Origin of the sequence: Pantoea sp. IMH, assembly GCF_000599885.1 — a bacterium.
Lineage (GTDB): Bacteria > Pseudomonadota > Gammaproteobacteria > Enterobacterales > Enterobacteriaceae > Erwinia.
In genome coordinates this window covers 413646-434797 of the sequence record NZ_JFGT01000002.1, presented here as the reverse complement: position 1 = coordinate 434797, position 21152 = coordinate 413646, and the positions used below count along the sequence as shown (strand labels likewise).

Sequence of the window (21152 nt, the reverse complement as noted above, 5' to 3'; positions counted from 1 at the left end):
CATAAAGAAAAAAGATGACAATGCTGCAGGTATTATCCTGGTTATTATTGGTGTAATTGTCTGGGTGTTTATGTCGCGGCAGCGCTTTAATCAACCATAGTGAGCGATTTAATGAGTTCGGATCGAATCCGGCTGATATCATCGGTCTGTGCCGTGGAATGAATTTCACAGTGCCAGAAATAAAGCCTCCCGGGCACTGCAGCGCACAGTGGACTGAAAGTATAAGTTCAATCGGGCACCGTGGTGAATCAGTGGCAAAGTAAGTACGACCAGTTCAGAAAGGAAAGAGAGATTTATGCTGCCCTCAGCGAGAAAATCACCTTTCGGGACATGAAGATAGCGCCGACTGAGAGGTCTTAAAACAGCAGTTTCTGGATAAGCGAGCCCTGCTGGAAAAGGCGCAGGAAGAAAAAGAGTATCAGGCTGAATTCAGGCGTCAGATGCGTGAAGAAAAGGAGCGTCAGGATCAACTGGACCAGCAGCAGACCGAGACGGAATACAACGCTTGGCTGAGAGGTAAATGGTGTCCCCTGCAGGAATCGAACCTACAACTAGCCCTTAGGAGGGGCTCGTTATATCCATTTAACTAAGGGGACAGCGGCACGCACTATAGCACAGTCAGAGGCAGGGATTCACTACGTTGCCGTGCGTTTGCTCATTCCGCCAGCAATTCAACTTTTCTGCTCTTCCTTCACCCTGTCCGGCGCTTATCAGGACAGCTACTTTGGGAATAGAAGCCAGGTGGCGACAACACAAAGGCCGCCTGCCGCGTCGGCCTGATCTTTTGGCGGGTGACTCTCTTATCAAACAGCTATTGATACTCCATATAAATGATTATCGTGCCTACCACCGTTCCCGGTGAAACGCGGGCAGGATCGTAAATTTTATATCTTGCGCCGATATCTAACGCGGTGAGCGAGCCAACCAGATCCTTGCCCTGAGTTAAGGAACCAAGCGACGTGGAGGAGGCGTCATATCCCGCACTGAATCTCAGTGGATCGGCAGCTACGTTAAATAACTGGACGCCAATTCCCGAAGAAGTCGACGCGGCGTTCCTGATGATATAGTTGGCGTTATCAACGATATCATTGCTGTAGGCCCGCAGATTGAAGGTCTTTGTCGCTTTACTGTTGATACTGCCGCTACAGGAAACGGGGACAGCAAAGCGCGTGTCGGAAAAATCACCGGATTTAAGCGTGTAGAGCGTGGTTGAGGGCAATGAGAACTGCTGATTCTGAATAACGCACGTCGTATTAACCGGTGAAAAGCTGATGTTAAATGAGGCAAAGCCTTTTAGATCGCTATAGGAGCTTGACGCTGCAACTGATTTTGAGGGGGCCAGCCCGCGTAGCGCAGCGGCAGTCGGGTAGGCGCTACTGCCGTTATTTGAAATAAAATATAAAACCGGGATTTCAATATTCCCTGTTGTGGTGGCAACATCGTAATGGGGGCCATCGACTACCTCAGCGGTAAAGGTAATTTCGCTATCGAATTCCGGTGATGCATAATCCTGAGTGATAAAGGCACCAAAATTTTTACTTGCAACAGGTAGCGATGCGGTGAATTTGATAAAGGTATCCTGATCGCCAGTGGCAAATTTTACTGTGTAGCCTCCTTCAATACCGTTACGATAATTCAGCGTTTCCCCGCCGGTGACACAGGTGAGTTTGAATCCTGAGAAGTTCGAACTACTGGTAACCGAATAGCTGTTAGTGAGTGAAAGCAGGCTGGCAAGTTCAATATTGCTGATAGCCGAGGTTGCAACAGCACTTTTGCCTGTCGCGATATTGGAGGCATCACAGTAGGCAAAAGCCTGAGTTAAAAGAGCAACATTTAATCCTGCTAATAAGGCGAGAGTAGAGAGAAATCTTTTTATAAACGTTTGCATAAATTTTCTCCGGTGAGCGTAGCATTTTGGATGACGCAGGATGTCGCTTTATCTGTCCGGACCAGGATATAGTCGGGCAAAAAATCAGCTCTGACATAAATCAGCCCACCCTGTGCTACATAGCCTAACTCGACGCCTTTTCGGTCAAACAATGAGGCGCCAAATGCCAGCGGCGTTCCATCCACATAACGGGCCTGCAAGGAAAAGGTTTGCCGGGTATCAGTGACATATTTCACGTAAGAAATACTGCCTTTCCACGGGGCGACTTTTTTAATATTTCCCTCAATATCGCCGGCAGATTCTGAAGTGAGATAAAACGTATTTTTGCGCCAGGGCGTGGCGTAGGGGATTAAGGCTTTCCCTCTGCTGTTGGTTGTTATATTCGCATTGCCGTTCACTTTCGCATCGGCGACGCCCGGCGCATCGATGATGACAAAATGGTTGCCCATTAACGGTGATGAGAGCAAACCGTGGCGGGATAACAGCAGCGAGCCTGAGGCGCCAAGATCGTACTGGGTATAATTTTCACCCTGCGTCAGGTTGCCATTAAGGGCGGACCATGGCGACATGTAGGAAAACCAGGTGCTGGATGATGCACCTTCCTGACTTCTTCTGTTAGCTGAAAGGGAGTATCTGAAGGCGTCGGACACCTTTTCATTCCAGCCTGTTGAGGCGGTGTATTGATTTCCCTGCATGCTGGAAGCGGCGCTTATCGTGCCGTTACGACCAAACAGGCTGAGGGGAATACTCAGGTTGAGGCTGGCATATTTTTCGTCGCGGTAAACCGCCGTCCGATAGAGGCGCTGGACGTTATCAACGTTGGTGTAAATCCTTTTCCCGCCGTTAACTGACCAGGAAATATGATGGTAAGTATTGCTCCACCCCAGGCTGATCTGGCGGGAAACCTTCGATGTATTCCAGTATTCCGTGGCGAAAAGGCCGGCGTTCAGATTGCCATAACCCGCCGGCAGTCGTTGGTCAATCGCCAGGCTCAGCGTATTCTTCTCCTGGGCGCGATAACCTATCTGGTCGCTGATATAGTCAGCGGCAGTATCAGACTGGCTCAGCGTGAGATAATTTCTTTCACTGTGTGATGCTGCAAGCGTGACGGAGGTCCGGGTGGCAAAATGCCTGTTCAGCGAGAGCCGTGTTTTGCCTCCCTGAAGATTGTCATCTGTCAGGCCGGCGCGGGTATACTGATGGCTGGCTGACAGCGTTCCGAGGCGGGGAATTAATAGTCCTGCGCCCATCAGGCCAGACTGATAATCCTCACCCAGGATAGTGCCAGCTACCAGCGTCAGGTAATTATTTATCCCTCTGGAGTACTCCGCCTGGAAAAAATCATTATTTCTGAGCAGAGAATCACTCTTGAATTGCCCCGCGTAAAGCATCCAGTCAGAGGAACCGCTTCTGAGCAGATTTCCCGAAGAAGAATAGGGTATTACTGTGGTGCTTTTACGGCCATCGGTATTTTCAATGACGAGATAGAGATCTGACCTTGAGCCCGTCGGCATCAGATCGGAAAATTCAAACGGGCCGGCCGGCACGCTTTGCTGAAAAACGATCTTATCGTCCTGAAGCACTTTTATTATCGCATTCGTTTCTGCGATGCCGCTGACAACGGGCATATAGGTCCGGTAGCTGTCAGGCAGCATCGCCAGATCTTTACTCAGGCTGACGCCCCGGTATCGGACGCTATCAAACCAGACCGAACTGGTATTATCATCACCCGCTCTGAAAGTCGCATTCATCGCGGGGAAAGATTTCTCTAAGTAACGGGAGCGGTTAATCCATCCTGAATGGAACGTATTGCGATAATAGTAAGAGTTATCACGGACATGCCAGTCAGCAAGATTAAATCCGCTGTTCAATGTCAGGTAGAGATTTGACGTATTTTGATTATTTTTATAGTTCCCGTCGGAATAGATAACGTTATAGTTGGTGAATAAACCTGCGATTCCCTTATCCCACAGCGCCGGTGGCATCCAGTTACGATCGTGCGCAATAATCTGAGCCTGAGGCACAGTAATATCGAGCTGAAAAATATCCTGACGGAAACGGATCTCATTACCCTGAATGATATCGTGCAAATAAATCCACTGTCCGGGAGCGTTCGGAACGTTATCTGAGTCGCTTTTCAAATCCAGCGAGGGGAAATCCTCTCGTTGAATAAGAAAGCGATCTTTACCTTCTACCTTTAACTGATATTTACCTTTCCACTCTTTATTGACATAGATGTCAACGCTGTAAGTGCCGGGAGAAATAGTGTTTTTTTCCTCAGACCAGTTCTCTTTTGACACGCTGCCCATCATAAAGCCCTGATTGAATTCTTCACCGGCATAACTGCGCAGACAGCTAACCGTGCCGAAAAAAATCACTATTATTCTGAAAAGCGAAAATGACGTTTTCATTAGCTACGAATGTCAACCGTTCTGAGTGTGCCAAAGTCATCGATATAAGTCAGATAAACCCGATCGGAGGATTGCAGATGACGACTATTTACTGCGGCGCAGCTAAAGGGAGAAATCATTAGCGTTTCATCCAGCAGATTGTCTTTTTTACTGCCATTTTTTATTTTGCTTAATCCGGCAACCGTAACGTAGTAAGGCGAGCTGTTTTTTATGCATAAGCCATCATGTTCACTGGCCAACGTAAGGTAGGTTTGCAGGTTATTGAGATCGGCTTTCAGATTTGCAGGGCGATAAAAGACCTTGACGCGGTTGCGCACGGCGAACTGAATGTAACTGCCACTTTTGTCTTTGGGGTTAGGCGGAATATCAATAAAGTTCAGCCAGAACAGCGATTCGCGATCTCCCGGCAGCGTGGCAGCCAGATTATTTTTCATCACGTTAAGGATCTGACCATCGTTGGCGCCAATGCGTGCTACCGAGGGTACGACAGCCAGAGGCAATCTGAGATTTTCTGGTTTTTCATTGGGGTTGCCGTTATCTATCCACGACTGAATCAGGTGCGCTTCAGCGGATTTATTGACGAGCTGGACATTAACGGTTTTTTTGTCACTGTCATAAACGACGCGCGTATTATTCATCACGACGCTGGCATTTGTGCCGAATGAAAGAATACACAGCAATGTTGCGGTAGAGACGAATTTCATTTTCAGTCCTCATTTAATGACATCCTTGTCTGTTAATGCTCCCGAATAAATGCTTACTCGTAGGTAAAGGTATAAGTGGCGGTAGTCACTACCGAGCCTGGCGTAACTGCCGCGCCGCCGTAGTTGTAATAATTGGCGTAGTAGTTAAGGGCACCGGCGGGTGACGTGTCATAGACAGTACCGTCAGAGGATGACGTTTTCAGACCGGTATCAAGCGCCTGGTTCAGCGCAATCAACTGGCTGCCATCGCTGGTGAGACCGATGCCGACACCGCTGGCGGTGCCTGTGCTGTTTTTCAGATAAGTGTTATCTTCAGAAACGTTGCCGCCTGAGAATGTCACTTTCAGCGTTTGTGCCGCACTGCTGCTGCTGTTGAAACCGGCACAGCCATCAACATTCAGCGTAAACTGTTTGGCGTTGGTACTGATTACGCCTACGCTGTCGCCCATGTCGCTACGGGTTACCGGGTTCAAATCAACCGCAAAATCACTGCCGCTATTGGTAGTGACGTTACAGGTCGCATCTGTTACCGCACCGTAAAAAGTGATTGTTCCGCCGCCAACATCTGCGGTGGTGGTGGCAGCGAACGCTGCATTGCAGGCCGTTAACAGAAAAATACCTGAGGTAATACGATTTAAAGCTGTTTTTTTCATGTCTCTTATAATCCTTTATTGCTAACACATTAAATGAGAACTGTTTTCTGACATTTAGTGTTGCTTATTATGACGACAGGAATTAATTTTCCTGTCCGTATCTGTTGTGTGAGGCAATAACGGAAAGCCTTGATAAGGTTGAGGTATTCTTTTTTTCATGACCTGATAAGAAATCAGGCTTGCCGAGTGTCATGAATGGCGGAATATAAATAATAAAGCGTGACTTCCAGGGTGATAATAAAATTCAGGCTTCCCGTTGAGGATTAATTTAACAAAAGGTGCGCATGATGAATATATGCCAGAGTGAATATAGATATATTCAAATGACTTGTGGGGTTAAAAAATAGCGAGCGTTAACAATGATTATCTTCATTCTATTAACAGTTAATTCATAACTAAGGTAAAGACAACTGCCAGAATAGAATAAGTTTACAGTCGGGCGCTTATCTTTACTTTGGTGACGTGATAAAAGCAAACAAAAGTGCACTTTTTGACAAAGTAAACTCCTGCACAACAACGCATGAAGTAGTTATGTATGCGATATCACGCAGAAGTCGATTAACGCCTGTAGGCGCATAATGTGCGCCTGTGAACGCCCCTGACGGGTTACCGCAGCGTTAATTGCGCTGGATCAAGATCTGCGGTTTCGCCTGACACTACTGTAACGCCACCTGAATCAATTTGTTTTGTCAGACAGGAGCAGGACTATGTCACCGAAACTCTTTATCGGCCTTATTTTACTGGCCTGGTTAGCCTGGGTGGGATTTGCGGGGTCGTTTTACGCGCATACTTACGCCCTGTTCAGCTGAGCTTTCTTCCGGCAAAAGGCGATATCGCAATGGCTGTCCACAGAACGGAACGGACAGCCATTTCAGACTTTACCCGCTAAACGCTAGCTTTCGGCCGACTCCTCTCTTTTCAGCCGCTCTTTTTCTTTCTCCTTCGCTTTTGCTTTCGCTTCAGCTTTGGCTTTGGTGCTCATATCGTTGCGGATCTGTGCATGACTGATTAATGCGAAAATAAATGTTCCACCGATAATGTTGCCCGCAAGCGTGGGGAGGGCGAATGGCCAGAAAAATTCCTGCCAGCTGATGAGGCCTCTGAAGACCAGATAGAGGATCTCAACGGAGCCTACAACGATATGTGTCAAATCCCCCAACGCCACCAGCCAGGTCATCAGCACAATTACCCAGATTTTTGCGGCACCTGCGGAAGGAAACATCCAGACCATCGTGGCGATAATCCATCCCGATACGATGGCGTTAGTAAACATCTCCAGCGGCGTCTTCTCCATCACTTTTTCGCTGATTGTCACAAAAGCTTCCTGCGTGGCAGCATCAAAGACAGGCATATGGGTGAAGGCAAGCGAGGCCATGCCCGTGCCGATAAGGTTCCCCAGCAGCACAAGTCCCCACAGACGAAACAGCAGCAAAAAGTTGCTTCCGGTAGGCTTATGCATGATCGGCAGCACGGCGGTGACGGTATTTTCAGTAAACAGCTGCTGTCTGGCCATGATGACAATAATAAAGCCGAAGGTGTAACCCAGATTCTCCAGCAAAAATGCGCCCGGAACGCCTTCGAGATTTGCCAAAAAGATGCCTTTTGCCATCAGCGACGCACCCATTGAGAGGCCGGCGGCTATCGCGGAAAAAAGCAATGCCAGGCCATCACGTTCTAGCTCTTTCTCGCCATCCTGACGGATATGTTCGTGAATAGCCGCCGCGCGTGAAGGGAGAACCTCCTCATCTACCTCAATTTCCTCGTCCTGTTCACTCTCTTCACTGTCCACTTCTTCCTTTTCTTCTTTATTGTCAGTTTCGTTCATTATTTCAGTCCTTTTCCCAAGTTTGTGACCATCACGCTTAAAGCGTAGCGGATTTCCGCTTTTAAGAAATACCCGCCATGTTCAGGTGAAAAGTAACAAAGTTTTAACGAGACGGAATTTTTCACCGAAACCTTGATCGTAACGGGCATAATGCTGGCCGGCAAAAGCGTTACCCGGCGTCACCGGGCTGCGAAGAGATAATTTCCTGTGGTACTATTTCACCCACTATTAACAAGCGCGACCTTAAGCAGATGCTGGTAGTTAACAACCTGAGCTGCGTACGCGACGAGCGTACGCTCTTCAGCGATCTCAGTTTTACCGTTGCGGCTGGCGATATTGTGCAGATTGAAGGGGCTAACGGCGCGGGGAAAACCTCGCTGCTGCGCATTCTTTGCGGGCTGAGCCGGGCTGAGCAGGGCGAAGTCAGCTGGCAAGCTCAGCCTGTGAGTCAGCAGCGTGAGCGTTATCAGTCCGACATGCTTTATCTTGGACACCAACCTGGTGTGAAAGCGGTGCTGAGTGCGCTGGAAAATCTGCAGTTTTATCATCCTTCGCACTCCACTGAGGCGCTTTTTGAGGCGCTGGATGAAGTGGATCTGGCGGGCTATGAAGAGGGGGCGGTCGCGCAGCTTTCGGCGGGCCAGCAGCGACGCGTGGCGCTGGCCCGGCTCTGGTTAAGTGACGCCCCGTTATGGATCCTGGATGAACCTCTTACCGCTATCGACATCTCCGGCGTGGACAAACTGATGGCATTATTTTCGCGACATGCACTGCGCGGTGGTTCCGTCATTCTGACAACTCATCAGCCGCTGCCAGCTTCACAGAGCCAGATCCGCAAGCTGCGTCTTACCGCTCCGGAGGTTGTCTGATGTTCTGGCGGGTGCTGAAGCGGGAACTGCGCATCGCCTTCAGAAGTGGCTCAGAGATCATCAATCCGCTGTGGTTTTTTCTGATCGTCATAACGCTTTTTCCCCTGGGCGTCGGGCCGGAGCCAGCCCTGCTGGCCCGGATCGCCCCCGGCGTCGTCTGGGTCGCCGCGCTGCTTTCGTCGCTGCTGGCGCTGGAGCGATTGTTCCGTGACGATTTCCTTGATGGTTCGCTTGAACAACTGCTGCTATTGCCCACCCCTTTACCGCTCACGGTTTTGGGGAAAGTAGGCGCTCACTGGGTGATTACCGGTCTGCCGCTGCTGTTACTTTCTCCGCTGGCGGCGCTGCTGCTCTCTCTGGATTTCAACAGCTGGCGTGCCGTCGCGCTGACGCTGTTGCTTGGCACGCCGACGCTCAGCTTTCTCGGCGCTATTGGCGTGGGGCTAACCGTGGGACTGCGGCGCGGCGGCGTGTTGCTGAGTTTGCTGGTGCTGCCGCTGGCGGTACCTGTGCTGATATTTGCCAGTGCGGCGATTGAGGCGGCGGGCCAGGGCCTGCCAATTGATGGCTATCTGGCCATCCTGGGCGCGATGCTGGCAGGCAGCGCGACGCTGGCACCTTTCGCTACTGCGGCGGCATTGCGAGTTAGCGTGCACTAATAAAAAGTCTGTAACAGACAACGGATGTTTTCTTTTTGACTGCGAGCAATATAACAATGTGGAAATGGTTACATCAGATGGCCCGGCCGGATCGGCTTTACCGGTTATGTGGTCGCCTGGTGCCCTGGTTTGGGGTATCCGGCATCGCCACGCTCTCTCTTGGCTGGATTTGGGGCTTTGGTTTTGCCCCGGCTGATTATCAGCAGGGCGACAGCTACCGTATCATCTATATTCATGTTCCTGCGGCGATGTGGTCGATGGGAATTTACGCGTCGATGGCCATTGCCGCCTTTACTGGCCTGGTCTGGCAGTGGAAAACCGCTGATTTAGCCGCCGCGGCGATGGCACCCGTTGGGGCGGTCTTCACCTTCATTGCGCTGGTGACGGGAGCCGCCTGGGGCAAGCCGATGTGGGGTACCTGGTGGATTTGGGATGCGCGGCTCACCTCCGAGCTGGTTTTGCTGTTTCTCTATATGGGATCTATTGCGCTCTATAACGCCTTTGATGACCGCCGGATGGCGGGCAGGGCAGCCGGCATACTTATTCTGGTCGGCGTCGTTAACCTGCCAGTCATTCACTATTCAGTACAGTGGTGGAACACGCTGCATCAGGGCTCCTCCGGTATGCTTCAGCAGGCCATTGCACCCAGCATGCGCACGCCGCTGCGCTGGTCGATTCTGGGCTATTTGCTGGTATTTATCGCCCTGACGCTAATGCGGCTGCGTAACCTGCTGCTTTTCACCGAGCGCAATCGTCCCTGGGTCGCGGATGTCGTGACCAAAGGAGGCCGTACATCATGATGCCCGCATTTGTTTCCTGGCACGCCTTCTTCGCGATGGGCGGCTATGCCTTCTATGTCTGGCTGGCGGTAGTCTGTACCCTGATTTCACTCGGCGGGCTGGTGATGCATACGCTGTTGCAGCGGCGCCGTCTGCTGGCCGATATTCGTCAGCGTCAGGCCCGAGAACGTCGGATACGGGCAGCGAAAAGTAAAAAAATAGCCGCCGAAGCGGCAGGAGAAGCGCAGTGAACCCCCGCCGTAAAAAACGCCTCATCGTGGCGATTACTATCCTGGCCGGCCTCGGCCTGGCTACTGCACTGGTGATGTATGCGTTGCGTGCAAACATCGATCTTTTCTATACGCCAGGTGAAATCATCCACGGTAAAGGAGATGCGCAGATTAAACCCGAACCGGGTCAGCGTCTGCGTGTGGGAGGCCTGGTAATGCCGGGAAGCGTCAGACGCGATCCGGCGACGCTCCAGGTTTCCTTCAAGCTCTACGATCTTAATGGCGTGGTGAGCGTGACCTATCAGGGTATCCTTCCCGATCTGTTCCGCGAAGGGCAGGGCGTGGTGGCGCAGGGCGTGCTGGAGGATGGGAATCTTATCCGGGCGAAAGAAGTGCTGGCTAAGCACGATGAAAAATACACGCCGCCCGAAATCGAGGATGCGATGAAGAAAAAGGTTAACGAAGCGCCTGACGGCGCGCCGGGAGCGCGCCCATGATGCCGGAAATTGGCAGTTTCCTGCTCTGTCTTGCGCTGGCGGTGTCGCTGTTGTTAAGCATCTATCCGCTCTGGGGCGCGGCGCGGCAGGATGCCAGGCTGATGGGGCTGGCGCGCCCGCTCAGCTACGTCCTGTTTGCCTGCGTGGCCGGTGCATTTGCGCTGCTGGTGCAGGCGTTTGTGGTCAATGATTTCAGCGTGGCCTATGTAGCGGCTAACTCGAATACCCTGCTGCCGGTGTATTATCGTATCGCCGCCACATGGGGCGCACATGAAGGATCGCTACTGCTCTGGCTGTTGCTGCTCAGCACCTGGACAATGGCCGTTTCGCTGTTCAGCCGCAGCATGCCAGCCGATGCCATCGCCCGCGTGCTGGCGGTAATGGGGATGATTAATCTCGGCTTTCTGCTGTTTATCACGCTTACCTCGAACCCCTTTATCCGCACGCTGCCTGATTTTCCCATCGACGGCAGCGATCTGAATCCGATGCTGCAGGACATTGGGCTGATTTTCCACCCGCCGCTGCTTTATATGGGCTATGTAGGTTTCTCGGTCGCTTTTGCTTTTGCGATCGCCTCGCTAATGGCCGGACGGCTGGATACGGCCTGGGCGCGCTGGTCACGTCCCTGGACGACCGCCGCCTGGATTTTCCTGACGATCGGTATTGTTCTTGGCTCAGCTTGGGCCTACTACGAGCTGGGCTGGGGCGGCTGGTGGTTCTGGGATCCGGTTGAGAACGCCTCGCTGATGCCATGGCTCGCCGGGACCGCGCTGATCCACTCGCTGGCGGTCACCGAAAAGCGCGGCAGCTTTAAGGCCTGGACCGTCTTACTGGCGATAGCGGCCTTTTCGCTCAGCCTGCTGGGCACTTTCCTGGTGCGTTCCGGCGTGCTGGTTTCGGTACACGCGTTCGCTTCCGATCCCGCTCGCGGCATGTTTATTCTCGCCTTCCTGGTGATTGTGATTGGCAGCTCGCTACTGCTTTACGCCATTAAAGGCGGCAAAGTGCGTGGCCGGGTACAGAATGAGGTCTGGTCACGCGAATCTTTTTTACTGGGCAATAACGTATTGCTGATCGCCGCCATGCTGGTGGTGCTGTTGGGAACGCTGCTGCCGTTGGTGCATAAGCAGCTCGGTCTGGGCACCATTTCAATCGGCGAGCCGTTCTTTAATACGCTCTTTACCTGGCTGATGGCGCCGCTGGCGCTGATGTTAGGCGTGGGGCCGCTGGTGCGCTGGCGGCGTGACGAGCCGCAAAAATTGTGGAAGCGCCTCGCGCTGGCATTGGTCGGCACGCTGATCCTGTCGGTCAGCCTGCCGTGGCTGATGCAGGATCGTATTGAAGCGATGGCAGTGGTGGGCCTGCTGATGGCGATCTGGGTTATTTTTCTGACGCTGATGGAGCTGCACGAGCGGGCGACGCATCGCCACCCTTTCTTTACCGGACTGAGGCATCTTTCCCGCAGCCACTGGGGAATGGTACTGGGCCATCTCGGCGTGGCGGTGACCGTTATCGGTATCGCGTTTAGCCAGAACTACAGCGTCGAGCGCGACGTACGTATGCAGGCTGGCGATACGCTCGATATCCATAGTTATCATTTCACTTTCCGTGACGTGCAGAATCTTGAGGGGCCGAACTTTGCCGGTGCGGTCGGGATCATTGACGTCACCCGTAACGGCAAACATGAAGCAACGCTCCACGCGGAGAAACGCTATTACAGCGTGGCGCATACCATGATGACGGAGGCCGCCATCAGCGGGGGTATTACCCGCGATCTCTACGCCGCGCTGGGTGAGGAACTTGACGATAACGCCTGGGCCGTACGGATTTACTATAAACCTTTCGTTCGCTGGATCTGGTTTGGTGGCCTCTTTATGGCGATTGGCGGGGTTTTCTGCCTGCTCGATCCGCGTTACCGCTCACGCAAAAAAGCCCAGAGGGAGCAGGCATGAACCGGAAAATACTTTATATCCCGCTGGTGCTTTTTCTGCTGCTGGCGGCCGCGCTGATGTGGCAGCTGACGCGAAACGCGCAGGGTGACGATCCCACCAGGCTGGAGTCAGCGTTGATCGGTAAGCCGGTGCCTGTTTTCAGGCTGGAATCGCTTGAGCAGCCCGGTAAAACTTACGATCGCAGCGTGCTGGTTAGCGGTAAGCCAGTTTTACTCAACGTCTGGGCCACCTGGTGTCCGACCTGCCGGGCGGAGCATCAGTACCTGAATACGCTGGCGATAAAAGGCATCCGGGTCGTGGGCCTGAACTATAAAGACGACCGCACCAAGGCGATTGCCTGGCTCAATACCCTGGGCAATCCTTATGCCCTGAGCCTGTACGACGGTAACGGGATGCTGGGGCTGGATCTGGGGGTTTATGGCGCACCAGAAACCTTCCTGATCGATGGTAAAGGCATTATCCGCTATCGCCACGCGGGGGATATGAACGACGAGGTCTGGAATCAGGAAGTGAAGCCGCTATGGGAGAAATACAGCAGGGAGGCGGGGGCATGACGCGTTTTATCATTATGCTGATAACGCTGGTTAGCTTTAGCGTACTGGCCGATAACATAGATACCCGACAATTTAGTTCCGCCGATCAGGAGCAGCAGTACCGGCATTTAACGCAGTCCCTGCGCTGTCCGAAATGTCAGAACAACAGTATTGCCGACTCCAATTCGATGATCGCCGCCGATATGCGCCTGAAAGTCTACGAACTGTTGCAGACCGGCCAGACGCCGGAGCAGGTGAAGCAATACATGGTGGCGCGCTATGGCAACTTTGTGACGTACGATCCGCCGGTGATGGCGTCGACGCTGATCCTCTGGGCCGGACCGGTGCTGTTTGTTATTGCCGGTGCGCTGGTCATTATCCTCAGAAGCCGCCGCCGTCAGCTTACCAGCAACGTGCTGGATGAGGATGAGCAGCAGCGTTTAGAGGCGCTGTTAAAATCTGACAGGAAGCAATTATGAGCGGTTTATGGCTAACCCTTCTGGTACTCCTTATTGCTGCCAGCGCCGTACTGCTGCTGGCCGGTGGCCGCAGACAGCGCTCAGTTGCAGAAGATCGGGATAAACTTAATACCACTTTCTATCATCAGCGTCTGTGGGAGCTGGAAGAAGATGAAGCGCAGGGCGTTGTTGGCGAACGGGCTGAGATGATCCGCGAATTACAGCAGACCCTGCTGATGGATATTCCCGCCGGTGTGAAGCGTGACGGACGCAGTATCGGAGGTTGGGTGCTGATCCCCGGCGTGGTTATTCTTTTCGCCCTCAGTATCGGACTCTATTTTAAGACAGGTAGCTATAACAAAGTCGTGGACTGGCAGCGGGCCACCAGTGAGCTTCCCGCCCTGCGCGCGCAGGTTATGAACCCCAGGGCAAAGCCGCTGACGATGGAGCAGTTAGCGCGCCTTGGCCTGGGGCTGCGTACCTCACTGCAACGGGATCCGGACAACATCAGTGACTGGCTGATGCTGGGGCGGATCGGCATGGTGCTGAACAATGGCGCTACCGCCATGCAGGCCTTCCGGCATGCTTTACTGCTTGCGCCCGGCAATGAGGAGATCAAGCTGAGCTATGCGGACGTGATGTCCCGATCTCAGGATCCAGAAGATGTTCGTGAAGCTGGCGTGATGCTGGCGGAAATGAGCCAGCAGGACAGCGGCAATTTGCACATACTTAGCCTGCAGGCGTTTAACGCGTATGCGCAGCAGCACTACGATCGGGCCATTTATGTCTGGCAAAAAATGTTAACGTTATTACCCGCTGACGACAGACGTCGTGAGATGATTGAGCGCAGTATCGGTCAGGCGGAAGCGCAATCCGGTAAGTTAACGAGCCGCCTGGCGTTGACGGTATCGATCGTTCCGGAAGCCGAAAAAATGTTACAAAACGGCGGAGTGTTGTATATTTCCGTTTCCGATGGTGTTTCTCCCGTCCCGGTGGCGGTGAAGAAAATGCCGTTGAGCCATTTTCCACTGTCGCTGACGCTGGATGACAGCAACGCCATGATGCCTGAGCGTCTACTTTCCGCGCAGCGCCAGGTACAGGTCAGGGTTCGGATTTCACGCGATGGCAGCGCCAGTCCGCAGTCGGGAGACTGGTTTGGCAGCAGTGCGGTGATGCCTTTTGACGGACATCAGCAGCTTGCCGTTGAGACCGATCGCCAGCAGCCTTAGCCGCAGCAATTATTTGACTACAGGGAGACAGCTATGAGCTACCGTGTTACCGGCATTGCGCTGGCAAGCGTACTGTTGATGGGGTGTGCCAGCTCGAACACGGCGGATCAGCCGCAGGGACGATCGGATCCGTTCGAAGGGTTTAACCGGACGATGTTCAACTTTAACTATAACGTCCTCGATCCGTACGTCGTGCGGCCGGTAGCCGTTGCCTGGCGGGATTACGTTCCGGCCCCGGCGCGTACCGGTCTGGGTAACTTCCTCAGCAACCTTGATGAGCCTTCGACGATGGTCAACTACTTCATCGAAGGCAAACCTTATAAGGCGATGATTCACTTTAACCGCTTTTTCCTCAATACCCTGTTGGGGATGGGGGGTTTTATTGACGTCGCCACCATGGCGAACCCGAAACTGGCGAAGGAAGAGCCGCGGGAGTTCGGCAGCACGCTGGGGCATTACGGCGTCGGCTATGGTCCCTATGTCGAGGTACCTGCTTATGGTGGATTTACGCCGCGTGAGGATATCGGCGGGCTTGTCGATAACCTCTATGTCCCGCTCAGCTGGCTGACCTGGTGGATGTCCGCCGGGAAATGGGCGGTGGAAGGGATTGAAACCCGCGCGCAGCTGCTGGATTCCGATGCGATCCTGCGCAACAGCCAGGATCCTTACGCGTTTGCCCGTGCGGCTTATTTCCAGCGTCACGATTTCCTGGCCAGCGACGGCAAGCTGGTTCCGCAGGAAAATCCAAACGCCTCGGCGATCCAGGGCGATCTTGAGGATATTGATGCGGAATAGCACTTATCCGCAAAAGGGTTAGCAGAACAGTAAAAAAGCCTGTCGGAAGACAGGCTTTTTTATGGATAAGAACCAGCCGATGAAGTTTCAGATTCAGGCTGATTTGTTAATCAAAACTTATAGTTGAAGTTGGCACCGTAGAGCCAGGCTTTGCCGGAGGAGTTAAAGGTGTAATCGCCTTCTTTCACCGTCACGCTCTGACCATGCATCCAGGCGATGCCCACATCCACGGAAGCGTCCTCGTTGAAGGCATAGGATGTGCCTGCGCTCAGCCAGAAGCGGTCCTGATCGGGAATGGAGATCGAGCGTTTGTCGGCAGGAACCGGGCTGTCATCAAAGGCGATACCGGTGCGGAACGTCCAGTTAGCATCATAGAAGTAGGAGGTACCCAGCGCGATGCGGTAGGCATCTTTAAAGCCTTCTTCTTTTTCAAACAGGGTCTGGCCGTTGGTGCCTGTCGCCTTCAGCTCCTGGAACTGACTCCAGCTGGTATACGCCATGCTGTAGTGGACCGCCCACTGCGGCGCCACTTTATGATAGCCGGACACTTCCCACATCTCAGGGAGGTTCAGCGTCAGCGAACCCGGAATGGTGCTGCCGCTGGTGCCAAATGGCAGACCAAGGTTCAGCGCATCGTTGACCGGGTTGAAAGCGCCGGGGATATTACTTTTGTAATCGCCGTCAAAGTCGATTTTGACTTCAGAGCGGTAGGTAAAACCAAAGCGATTGTTTTCATCCACCTCATAAAGGATGCCGGCGTTCCAGCCGTATCCCCACTCATCACCTTTCAGATGCGCAACTTGCGTGTCACGGGCCAGCCCGAGTGCCGGGCCAGACTCACCCGCATAGCGCTCGATTTTGGCTCTCGCATAGACGGCGTCAAAACCGACCCCAAACGTAAAGTGCTCATTAAGGCGATAGGCGGTACTTAAATTCAGATTAGCGGTTTCCAGATCCGTTTTGCCGCCATACAAGCCTGCGGTGTAGTCATTATTAAATTCCGTTGCCAGGCCATAGTTAGAAGTGACGGAGGCGCCCAGCCACCACTGATCGTTCAGCGGCTGAACATAATGAATATTAGGTACCCATGCGGTTGGCGCGATATTTTTCGCGTATAAGCTCTGGCCGCTTGGGCTGTCACCGTCAATATGTACATCGGGATTGATAAATACGGCGCCGATGGAAAACATCGGGCGGTCCATCAGCGCCATGGTGGCAGGGTTGCGGCTGGCGGAAGCGGCCGTATCCCCCATGGCTCCCTCACCAGAATAGGCGCGGCCCAGTCCGATTGAGGAGAACTCATTGAGCTGAAAACCGGCGGCGTAAACGTTGGAAGAGATAAGTGCCACTGCTGCTGCGAGTGCAGACTTTGCAAACAGGGATTTATGGTTCATGACCACAACCTCATTAATCTGATTTTTATTAAACTTTGTTACATAACGTAACAAGGGGGCGCAAATTGTAGGGGCTGATATACCGCTAACAAATCAGACCAGTGGCCCCAGTATAGGTCCGACCTCTACGTAAGTTGCAATATTGTTTTAGGAATATTTCCGTTTTGATCGATAAAAAGCGATCTGCTTAACAAAAATATGACATACCTAAAAGAGGAAAGAGAGGCTGGATTGTTACAGATCAATCTTAACCGTGATTTCCGTCACTTAATGGACTGGCGGCGCGAGTTGACCGGACATTAAAGTCAAGCGGAGGTAAACTATAGGCTGATTTGTTTTGCGCCCTGCGGGGCGGCTAACTGGAGATCTCTATGACTCACGCGATTAATAAATGCAGCGCCAATGAAACCGCTGCCTGCTGCTGTGTAGATGTCGGCACCATTATGGATAACACCGACTGTACCGCGAGCTGGAGCCAGCTTTATGCTTCCCGCGAAGAGGCGGAAGCCATGCTGGCCACGCTGACGGAAAAAGCCCGCCAGGTAGAATCCGAGCCTTGCCTTATTCAGAGTGAATTTACTGAACAGCCAGAGGGCGTGCGCCTGGACGCCAGCTTTACCTTTAGCTGTCAGGCAGAAACAATGATTTTCCAGCTCGGCCTGCGTTAATCCCCTCGTGATCCTGAGCGGGCTTGCCCGCTCTCACAAAAAGCGTGTCTTCTCTCCCATTTTCCTCGCGATCCTGATGCAGAATGTAAGATAGTTGTTAATCTTACAGGTCAGACCTCTTTGGCAATGACGCCGGTTCTCTCTTTTACAGGTAACAAGTATGAGCAAAGCCTCACCCTTGCTGACGCGTCAGGGCGAACGTATCGCCATCACTCACGGACTGCGAACCCCTTTCGCTCGTCAGGCGACCGCGCTGCATGGGATCCCGGCGGTTGAACTTGGCCGGATGGTGGTCAGCGAACTGCTGGCCCGCAGCGACATTCCTCCGGACATTATTGAGCAGCTGGTATTCGGCCAGGTCGTGCAGATGCCTGAAGCACCCAATATCGCCCGTGAAATCGTTCTCGGCAGCGGTCTGAGCGTCCATACCGATGCCTGGAGCGTAAGCCGTGCCTGTGCCACAAGCTTTCAGGCAGTGGCTAACGTGGCCGAAAGCCTGATGGTGGGGCATATTCAGGCAGGAATCGCAGGTGGCGCGGACTCCTCCTCGGTACTGCCGATTGGCGTCAGCAAAAAGCTGGGACGCGTGCTGGTGGATCTCAGCAAGGCGCGCAGTTTTTCACAGAAAATGAAACTGTTCAGCCAGCTGCGACCGCGTGACTTACTGCCTGTACCGCCAGCAGTCGCCGAGTACTCAACCGGCTTGCGCATGGGGGATACGGCTGAGCAGATGGCAAAAAGTCACGCCATCAGCCGTGAAAGTCAGGATGCGCTGGCCCACCGATCTCATCAGAAGGCCGCCAAAGCCTGGCAGGAAGGTAAGCTTGCGGAAGAGGTGATGACGGCATTTGTCCCGCCGTGGCGCGCGCCTTTTGAACAGGACAATAATGTGCGGGCAAACTCCTCACTCGCTGACTATACAAAACTTCGTCCTGCCTTTGACCGCCGGCACGGTAGCGTAACCGCCGCGAACAGCACGCCGCTGACAGATGGCGCGGCCGCAGTAATCCTGATGACCGAATCGCGCGCCCGTTCGCTCGGGATTACGCCGCTGGGCTATTTACGCAGCTACGCTTTTACCGCGATCGATGTCCGCCACGATATGCTGCTGGGGCCATCATGGGCTTCGCCGCTGGCGCTGGATCGTGCCGGCATCACGCTTCAGGATCTGACGCTGATTGATATGCACGAAGCGTTTGCTGCCCAGACGCTGGCGAACCTGAAGATGTTTGCTGATGAACGGTTCGCGCGGGAAGTACTGAACCGGCCTCATGCGCTGGGCGAGGTGGATGAAGAGAAATTTAACGTGCTGGGCGGTTCTATCGCCTATGGTCATCCTTTTGCCGCCACCGGCGCGAGGATGATTACTCAGACCCTCAATGAGTTGCGGCGACGCGGCGGTGGGTTGGGCCTGGTGACGGCCTGTGCGGCGGGTGGTCTGGGTGCAGCGATGGTTCTGGAGGCCGAATAATGGAGAAGCAATCTGCATTTACCCTGACGATGCGTGCCGACAACGTAGGGGTGATTACCCTGGACGTCCCTGGGGAAAAAATGAACACCCTTAAGGCGGCCTTCGCTGAGCAAATCCGGGAGGTTATTGCGCAGGCGCGGCAAAACGCCAGCCTTGCTGGCCTTGTTCTGATCTCCGGCAAACCGGACTCTTTTATCGCCGGTGCTGATATTTCGATGATCGCCCGGTGTGAAACCGCCAGAGATGCGGAAGCACTGGCGCTGGAAGGACAAAAAGTGATGGCGGAAATCGCCGCGCTGCCATTGCCTGTCGTTGCTGCGATCCACGGTCCCTGTCTCGGCGGCGGTCTGGAACTGGCGCTGGCCTGCAATCAGCGCGTCTGTACGCTGGATGATAAAACCCGGCTCGGGCTGCCGGAAGTACAGCTGGGGCTGTTACCGGGATCGGGCGGCACGCAGCGGCTGCCTGAACTGATCGGCGCTTCGGGCGCACTCGATATGATGCTTACCGGCAAAACGCTGCGCGCCAGGCAGGCGCTGAAGCTCGGGCTGGTTGATGACGCGGTCCCGCACGCTATTCTGCTGGAGACAGCGGTAAAAATGGTATTAAAAGGGCGTCAGCTGAAAAAAACGCTGCCGCTGCGCGAACGCCTGCTGAACGGACCTGCGGGCAGGGCACTGCTATTTACGCTGGCGGGCAGACGGGCACAGGCTAAAACGCGTGGCAACTATCCAGCCGTTGAGAAGATCCTGACCGTGGTACGTACCGGTTTGCAACAGGGCAGAAGCAGCGGCTATGCCGCTGAGGCGAAAGCTTTTGGCCAACTGGTAATGACACCAGAATCGGCTGCGCTGAGAAGCCTCTTTTTTGCCACGACGGAAATGAAAAAAGAGACGGGCGCGCCCGCTGAACCGCGTCCGCTGAAAAAGATTGGCGTGCTGGGCGGCGGATTAATGGGCGGAGGGATTGCATATGTCACCGCTACCCGCGGCAAGCTGCCGGTACGAATAAAGGATGTGACGCCAGAAGGCATTAACCATGCGATGAAGTACAGCTGGGATCTGCTGAGTAAGCAGGTGAAGCGGCGGCGCATGACGCCAGCGGAACGGCAGCAGCAGATGGCGCTGCTTACCGGCACTATCCGCTACCAGGGATTTCAGCACCGCGATGTGGTTATCGAGGCCGTGTTCGAAAAGCTTTCTCTCAAGCAGCAGATGGTGGCGGAAGTGGAGGCCTGTACATCGCCGCACACCATTTTTGCCTCCAATACCTCTTCATTGCCTATCAGTGATATTGCGGCAAACGCGCAGCGTCCTGAAAAAGTGATTGGTCTGCACTTCTTCAGTCCGGTAGATAAGATGCCGCTGGTTGAGGTGATCCCGCATGCTGGCACCGATGCCGAAACGATTGCCACCACGGTTGCACTGGCCAAAAAGCAGGGCAAAACGCCGATTGTGGTCGCCGACCGGGCCGGCTTTTACGTCAACCGCATTCTGGCACCTTATATTAATGAGGCGATGCGCTGCATGCTGGAAGGCGAGCCGGTTGAGGAGATTGACGAAGCGCTGGTACAGTTTGGTTTTCCGGTAGGCCCGGTACAGTTACTGGATGAAGTGGGCATCGACGTCGGCACGCATATTTTACCTGTGCTGGAACAGGCATGGGGTGAGCGTTTCCGGGCGCCGGAAGCGTTCAGCGCGGTATTAAACGATAATCGTAAAGGACGCAAAAACGGGCGCGGTTTCTATTTATATGGCACGAAAGGACTGGGACGTAAAAAACGTGTCGATCGGTCGATCTATTCGTTGCTGAATGTGACGCCGAAGTCACATCTGAGTAGGGAAAATATTGCGCAGCGGTGCGTCATGCTGATGCTGAATGAAGCGGTCAGAACGCTTGATGAAGGTGTGATCCGCAGCGCCCGCGATGGCGATATCGGCGCGGTATTTGGCATCGGTTTTCCGCCATTCTTAGGCGGACCTTTCCGTTATATGGATCATCTGGGCCTGGCGCAGGTTGTCTCACTGTCAGAGAGACTGACGAATATGCACGGGGAGCGATTCGCCCCTTGCGAGCGCCTCAGACAGATGGCGCAGGCGGGAGAACGCTTTTATTAACAGGCCTTTGGTGAATAGCC

Annotated in this window: 19 protein-coding genes, 1 tRNA gene and 1 pseudogene; 14 read left to right on the top strand and 7 right to left on the bottom strand. The window is 53.6% G+C overall.

What is annotated here, in order from left to right; translation table 11 throughout:
• Position 1: 1 nt before the first annotated feature.
• Positions 2-497, top strand: a pseudogene (locus tag EA20_RS21040) (hypothetical protein); the annotation flags it as partial.
• A gap of 24 nt (positions 498-521) precedes the next feature.
• On the opposite strand, the gene EA20_RS0102005 reads toward EA20_RS21040, so the two are convergent.
• From EA20_RS0102005 to EA20_RS0101975, 6 genes are all read right to left on the bottom strand, one after another.
• Positions 522-596 (bottom strand) — tRNA-Arg (locus EA20_RS0102005).
• Positions 597-811: 215 nt separating this feature from the next.
• Positions 812-1888, bottom strand: coding sequence for a fimbrial protein (locus EA20_RS0102000; RefSeq protein WP_024965242.1), 1077 nt, complete (start codon positions 1886-1888; stop codon positions 812-814).
• Positions 1873-4266: a fimbria/pilus outer membrane usher protein gene (locus EA20_RS0101995; protein ID WP_024965241.1), complete on the bottom strand. Its 2394-nt coding sequence runs from the start codon at positions 4264-4266 to the stop codon at positions 1873-1875. Before EA20_RS0101995 ends, EA20_RS0102000 begins: the two co-directional genes overlap by 16 nt.
• Before the next feature lie 32 nt (positions 4267-4298).
• Positions 4299-5003, bottom strand: coding sequence for a molecular chaperone (locus EA20_RS0101990; RefSeq protein ID WP_024965240.1), 705 nt, complete (start codon positions 5001-5003; stop codon positions 4299-4301).
• A 53-nt stretch (positions 5004-5056) separates the two neighbouring features.
• Positions 5057-5656 carry a fimbrial protein gene (locus tag EA20_RS0101985; protein ID WP_024965239.1) on the bottom strand — a complete coding sequence of 200 codons (600 nt, stop codon included), beginning with the start codon at positions 5654-5656 and terminating at the stop codon, positions 5057-5059.
• 892 nt (positions 5657-6548) lie between these two features.
• Positions 6549-7481 carry a formate/nitrite transporter family protein gene (locus EA20_RS0101975; protein ID WP_024965238.1) on the bottom strand — a complete coding sequence of 311 codons (933 nt, stop codon included), beginning with the start codon at positions 7479-7481 and terminating at the stop codon, positions 6549-6551.
• Between the two features lie 251 nt (positions 7482-7732).
• Between EA20_RS0101975 and ccmA the strand changes: the two genes are divergently transcribed.
• Genes ccmA through mlaA form a run of 10 tightly spaced genes read left to right on the top strand, consistent with a single transcriptional unit; the run spans position 7733 to position 15482 of the window.
• Entirely contained in the window at positions 7733-8350 is a 618-nt protein-coding gene (ccmA, locus tag EA20_RS0101965; protein ID WP_024965237.1) for a cytochrome c biogenesis heme-transporting ATPase CcmA, read from the top strand.
• Positions 8350-9009 carry a heme exporter protein CcmB gene (ccmB, locus tag EA20_RS0101960; protein WP_024965236.1) on the top strand — a complete coding sequence of 220 codons (660 nt, stop codon included), beginning with the start codon at positions 8350-8352 and terminating at the stop codon, positions 9007-9009. Before ccmA ends, ccmB begins: the two co-directional genes overlap by 1 nt.
• A gap of 56 nt (positions 9010-9065) precedes the next feature.
• Positions 9066-9809, top strand: a complete 744-nt coding sequence (locus EA20_RS0101955; protein ID WP_024965235.1) for a heme ABC transporter permease — start codon at positions 9066-9068, stop codon at positions 9807-9809.
• Positions 9806-10039: a heme exporter protein CcmD gene (ccmD, locus tag EA20_RS0101950; protein WP_024965234.1), complete on the top strand. Its 234-nt coding sequence runs from the start codon at positions 9806-9808 to the stop codon at positions 10037-10039. The genes EA20_RS0101955 and ccmD overlap by 4 nt, the downstream gene beginning before the upstream one ends.
• Positions 10036-10515, top strand: coding sequence for a cytochrome c maturation protein CcmE (gene ccmE / locus EA20_RS0101945; RefSeq protein WP_024965233.1), 480 nt, complete (start codon positions 10036-10038; stop codon positions 10513-10515). Before ccmD ends, ccmE begins: the two co-directional genes overlap by 4 nt.
• Positions 10512-12467 (top strand): heme lyase CcmF/NrfE family subunit, encoded by a 1956-nt coding sequence (locus tag EA20_RS0101940; protein ID WP_024965232.1) that lies wholly within the window; start codon positions 10512-10514, stop codon positions 12465-12467. The genes ccmE and EA20_RS0101940 overlap by 4 nt, the downstream gene beginning before the upstream one ends.
• Positions 12464-13021 (top strand): DsbE family thiol:disulfide interchange protein, encoded by a 558-nt coding sequence (locus EA20_RS0101935; RefSeq protein WP_024965231.1) that lies wholly within the window; start codon positions 12464-12466, stop codon positions 13019-13021. Before EA20_RS0101940 ends, EA20_RS0101935 begins: the two co-directional genes overlap by 4 nt.
• Positions 13018-13479, top strand: a complete 462-nt coding sequence (locus EA20_RS0101930; protein ID WP_024965230.1) for a cytochrome c-type biogenesis protein — start codon at positions 13018-13020, stop codon at positions 13477-13479. The genes EA20_RS0101935 and EA20_RS0101930 overlap by 4 nt, the downstream gene beginning before the upstream one ends.
• The gene (gene ccmI, locus EA20_RS0101925; RefSeq protein ID WP_024965229.1) at positions 13476-14687 is read left to right on the top strand and encodes a c-type cytochrome biogenesis protein CcmI; all 1212 of its coding nucleotides are present in this window, start codon (positions 13476-13478) and stop codon (positions 14685-14687) included. Before EA20_RS0101930 ends, ccmI begins: the two co-directional genes overlap by 4 nt.
• Positions 14688-14720: 33 nt before the next feature.
• The gene (mlaA, locus tag EA20_RS0101920) at positions 14721-15482 is read left to right on the top strand and encodes a phospholipid-binding lipoprotein MlaA (protein ID WP_024965228.1); all 762 of its coding nucleotides are present in this window, start codon (positions 14721-14723) and stop codon (positions 15480-15482) included.
• Between the two features lie 110 nt (positions 15483-15592).
• Here mlaA and fadL read toward each other — a convergent pair whose 3' ends face one another.
• Positions 15593-16876: a long-chain fatty acid transporter FadL gene (gene fadL, locus EA20_RS0101915; protein WP_024965227.1), complete on the bottom strand. Its 1284-nt coding sequence runs from the start codon at positions 16874-16876 to the stop codon at positions 15593-15595.
• A 371-nt stretch (positions 16877-17247) separates the two neighbouring features.
• Here fadL and EA20_RS0101910 point away from each other — a divergent pair, with 371 nt between their 5' ends.
• From EA20_RS0101910 to fadJ, 3 genes are all read left to right on the top strand, one after another.
• A complete protein-coding gene (locus tag EA20_RS0101910) occupies positions 17248-17544 on the top strand; it encodes a YfcZ/YiiS family protein (RefSeq protein WP_081772545.1) in 297 nt (98 codons plus the stop codon).
• 160 nt (positions 17545-17704) lie between these two features.
• Entirely contained in the window at positions 17705-19015 is a 1311-nt protein-coding gene (gene fadI / locus EA20_RS0101905) for an acetyl-CoA C-acyltransferase FadI (protein WP_024965225.1), read from the top strand.
• Complete coding sequence (gene fadJ, locus EA20_RS19485) at positions 19015-21132, top strand: fatty acid oxidation complex subunit alpha FadJ (RefSeq protein ID WP_038381470.1); 2118 nt, start codon at positions 19015-19017, stop codon at positions 21130-21132. The genes fadI and fadJ overlap by 1 nt, the downstream gene beginning before the upstream one ends.
• Positions 21133-21152: the final 20 nt, after the last annotated feature.

What these genes read in the sequence shown, in the direction of transcription:
- EA20_RS0102000 (WP_024965242.1), bottom strand. Translation starts at nt 1,888, where the DNA reads ATGCAAACGTTTATAAAAAGATTTCTCTCTACTCTCGCCTTATTAGCA.
- EA20_RS0101990 (WP_024965240.1), bottom strand. Translation starts at nt 5,003, where the DNA reads ATGAAATTCGTCTCTACCGCAACATTGCTGTGTATTCTTTCATTCGGC.
- EA20_RS0101985 (WP_024965239.1), bottom strand. Translation starts at nt 5,656, where the DNA reads ATGAAAAAAACAGCTTTAAATCGTATTACCTCAGGTATTTTTCTGTTA.
- EA20_RS0101975 (WP_024965238.1), bottom strand. Translation starts at nt 7,481, where the DNA reads ATGAACGAAACTGACAATAAAGAAGAAAAGGAAGAAGTGGACAGTGAA.
- ccmA (WP_024965237.1), top strand. Translation starts at nt 7,733, where the DNA reads ATGCTGGTAGTTAACAACCTGAGCTGCGTACGCGACGAGCGTACGCTC.
- ccmB (WP_024965236.1), top strand. Translation starts at nt 8,350, where the DNA reads ATGTTCTGGCGGGTGCTGAAGCGGGAACTGCGCATCGCCTTCAGAAGT.
- EA20_RS0101955 (WP_024965235.1), top strand. Translation starts at nt 9,066, where the DNA reads ATGTGGAAATGGTTACATCAGATGGCCCGGCCGGATCGGCTTTACCGG.
- ccmD (WP_024965234.1), top strand. Translation starts at nt 9,806, where the DNA reads ATGATGCCCGCATTTGTTTCCTGGCACGCCTTCTTCGCGATGGGCGGC.
- EA20_RS0101940 (WP_024965232.1), top strand. Translation starts at nt 10,512, where the DNA reads ATGATGCCGGAAATTGGCAGTTTCCTGCTCTGTCTTGCGCTGGCGGTG.
- EA20_RS0101935 (WP_024965231.1), top strand. Translation starts at nt 12,464, where the DNA reads ATGAACCGGAAAATACTTTATATCCCGCTGGTGCTTTTTCTGCTGCTG.
- EA20_RS0101930 (WP_024965230.1), top strand. Translation starts at nt 13,018, where the DNA reads ATGACGCGTTTTATCATTATGCTGATAACGCTGGTTAGCTTTAGCGTA.
- ccmI (WP_024965229.1), top strand. Translation starts at nt 13,476, where the DNA reads ATGAGCGGTTTATGGCTAACCCTTCTGGTACTCCTTATTGCTGCCAGC.
- mlaA (WP_024965228.1), top strand. Translation starts at nt 14,721, where the DNA reads ATGAGCTACCGTGTTACCGGCATTGCGCTGGCAAGCGTACTGTTGATG.
- fadL (WP_024965227.1), bottom strand. Translation starts at nt 16,876, where the DNA reads ATGAACCATAAATCCCTGTTTGCAAAGTCTGCACTCGCAGCAGCAGTG.
- EA20_RS0101910 (WP_081772545.1), top strand. Translation starts at nt 17,248, where the DNA reads ATGACTCACGCGATTAATAAATGCAGCGCCAATGAAACCGCTGCCTGC.
- fadI (WP_024965225.1), top strand. Translation starts at nt 17,705, where the DNA reads ATGAGCAAAGCCTCACCCTTGCTGACGCGTCAGGGCGAACGTATCGCC.
- fadJ (WP_038381470.1), top strand. Translation starts at nt 19,015, where the DNA reads ATGGAGAAGCAATCTGCATTTACCCTGACGATGCGTGCCGACAACGTA.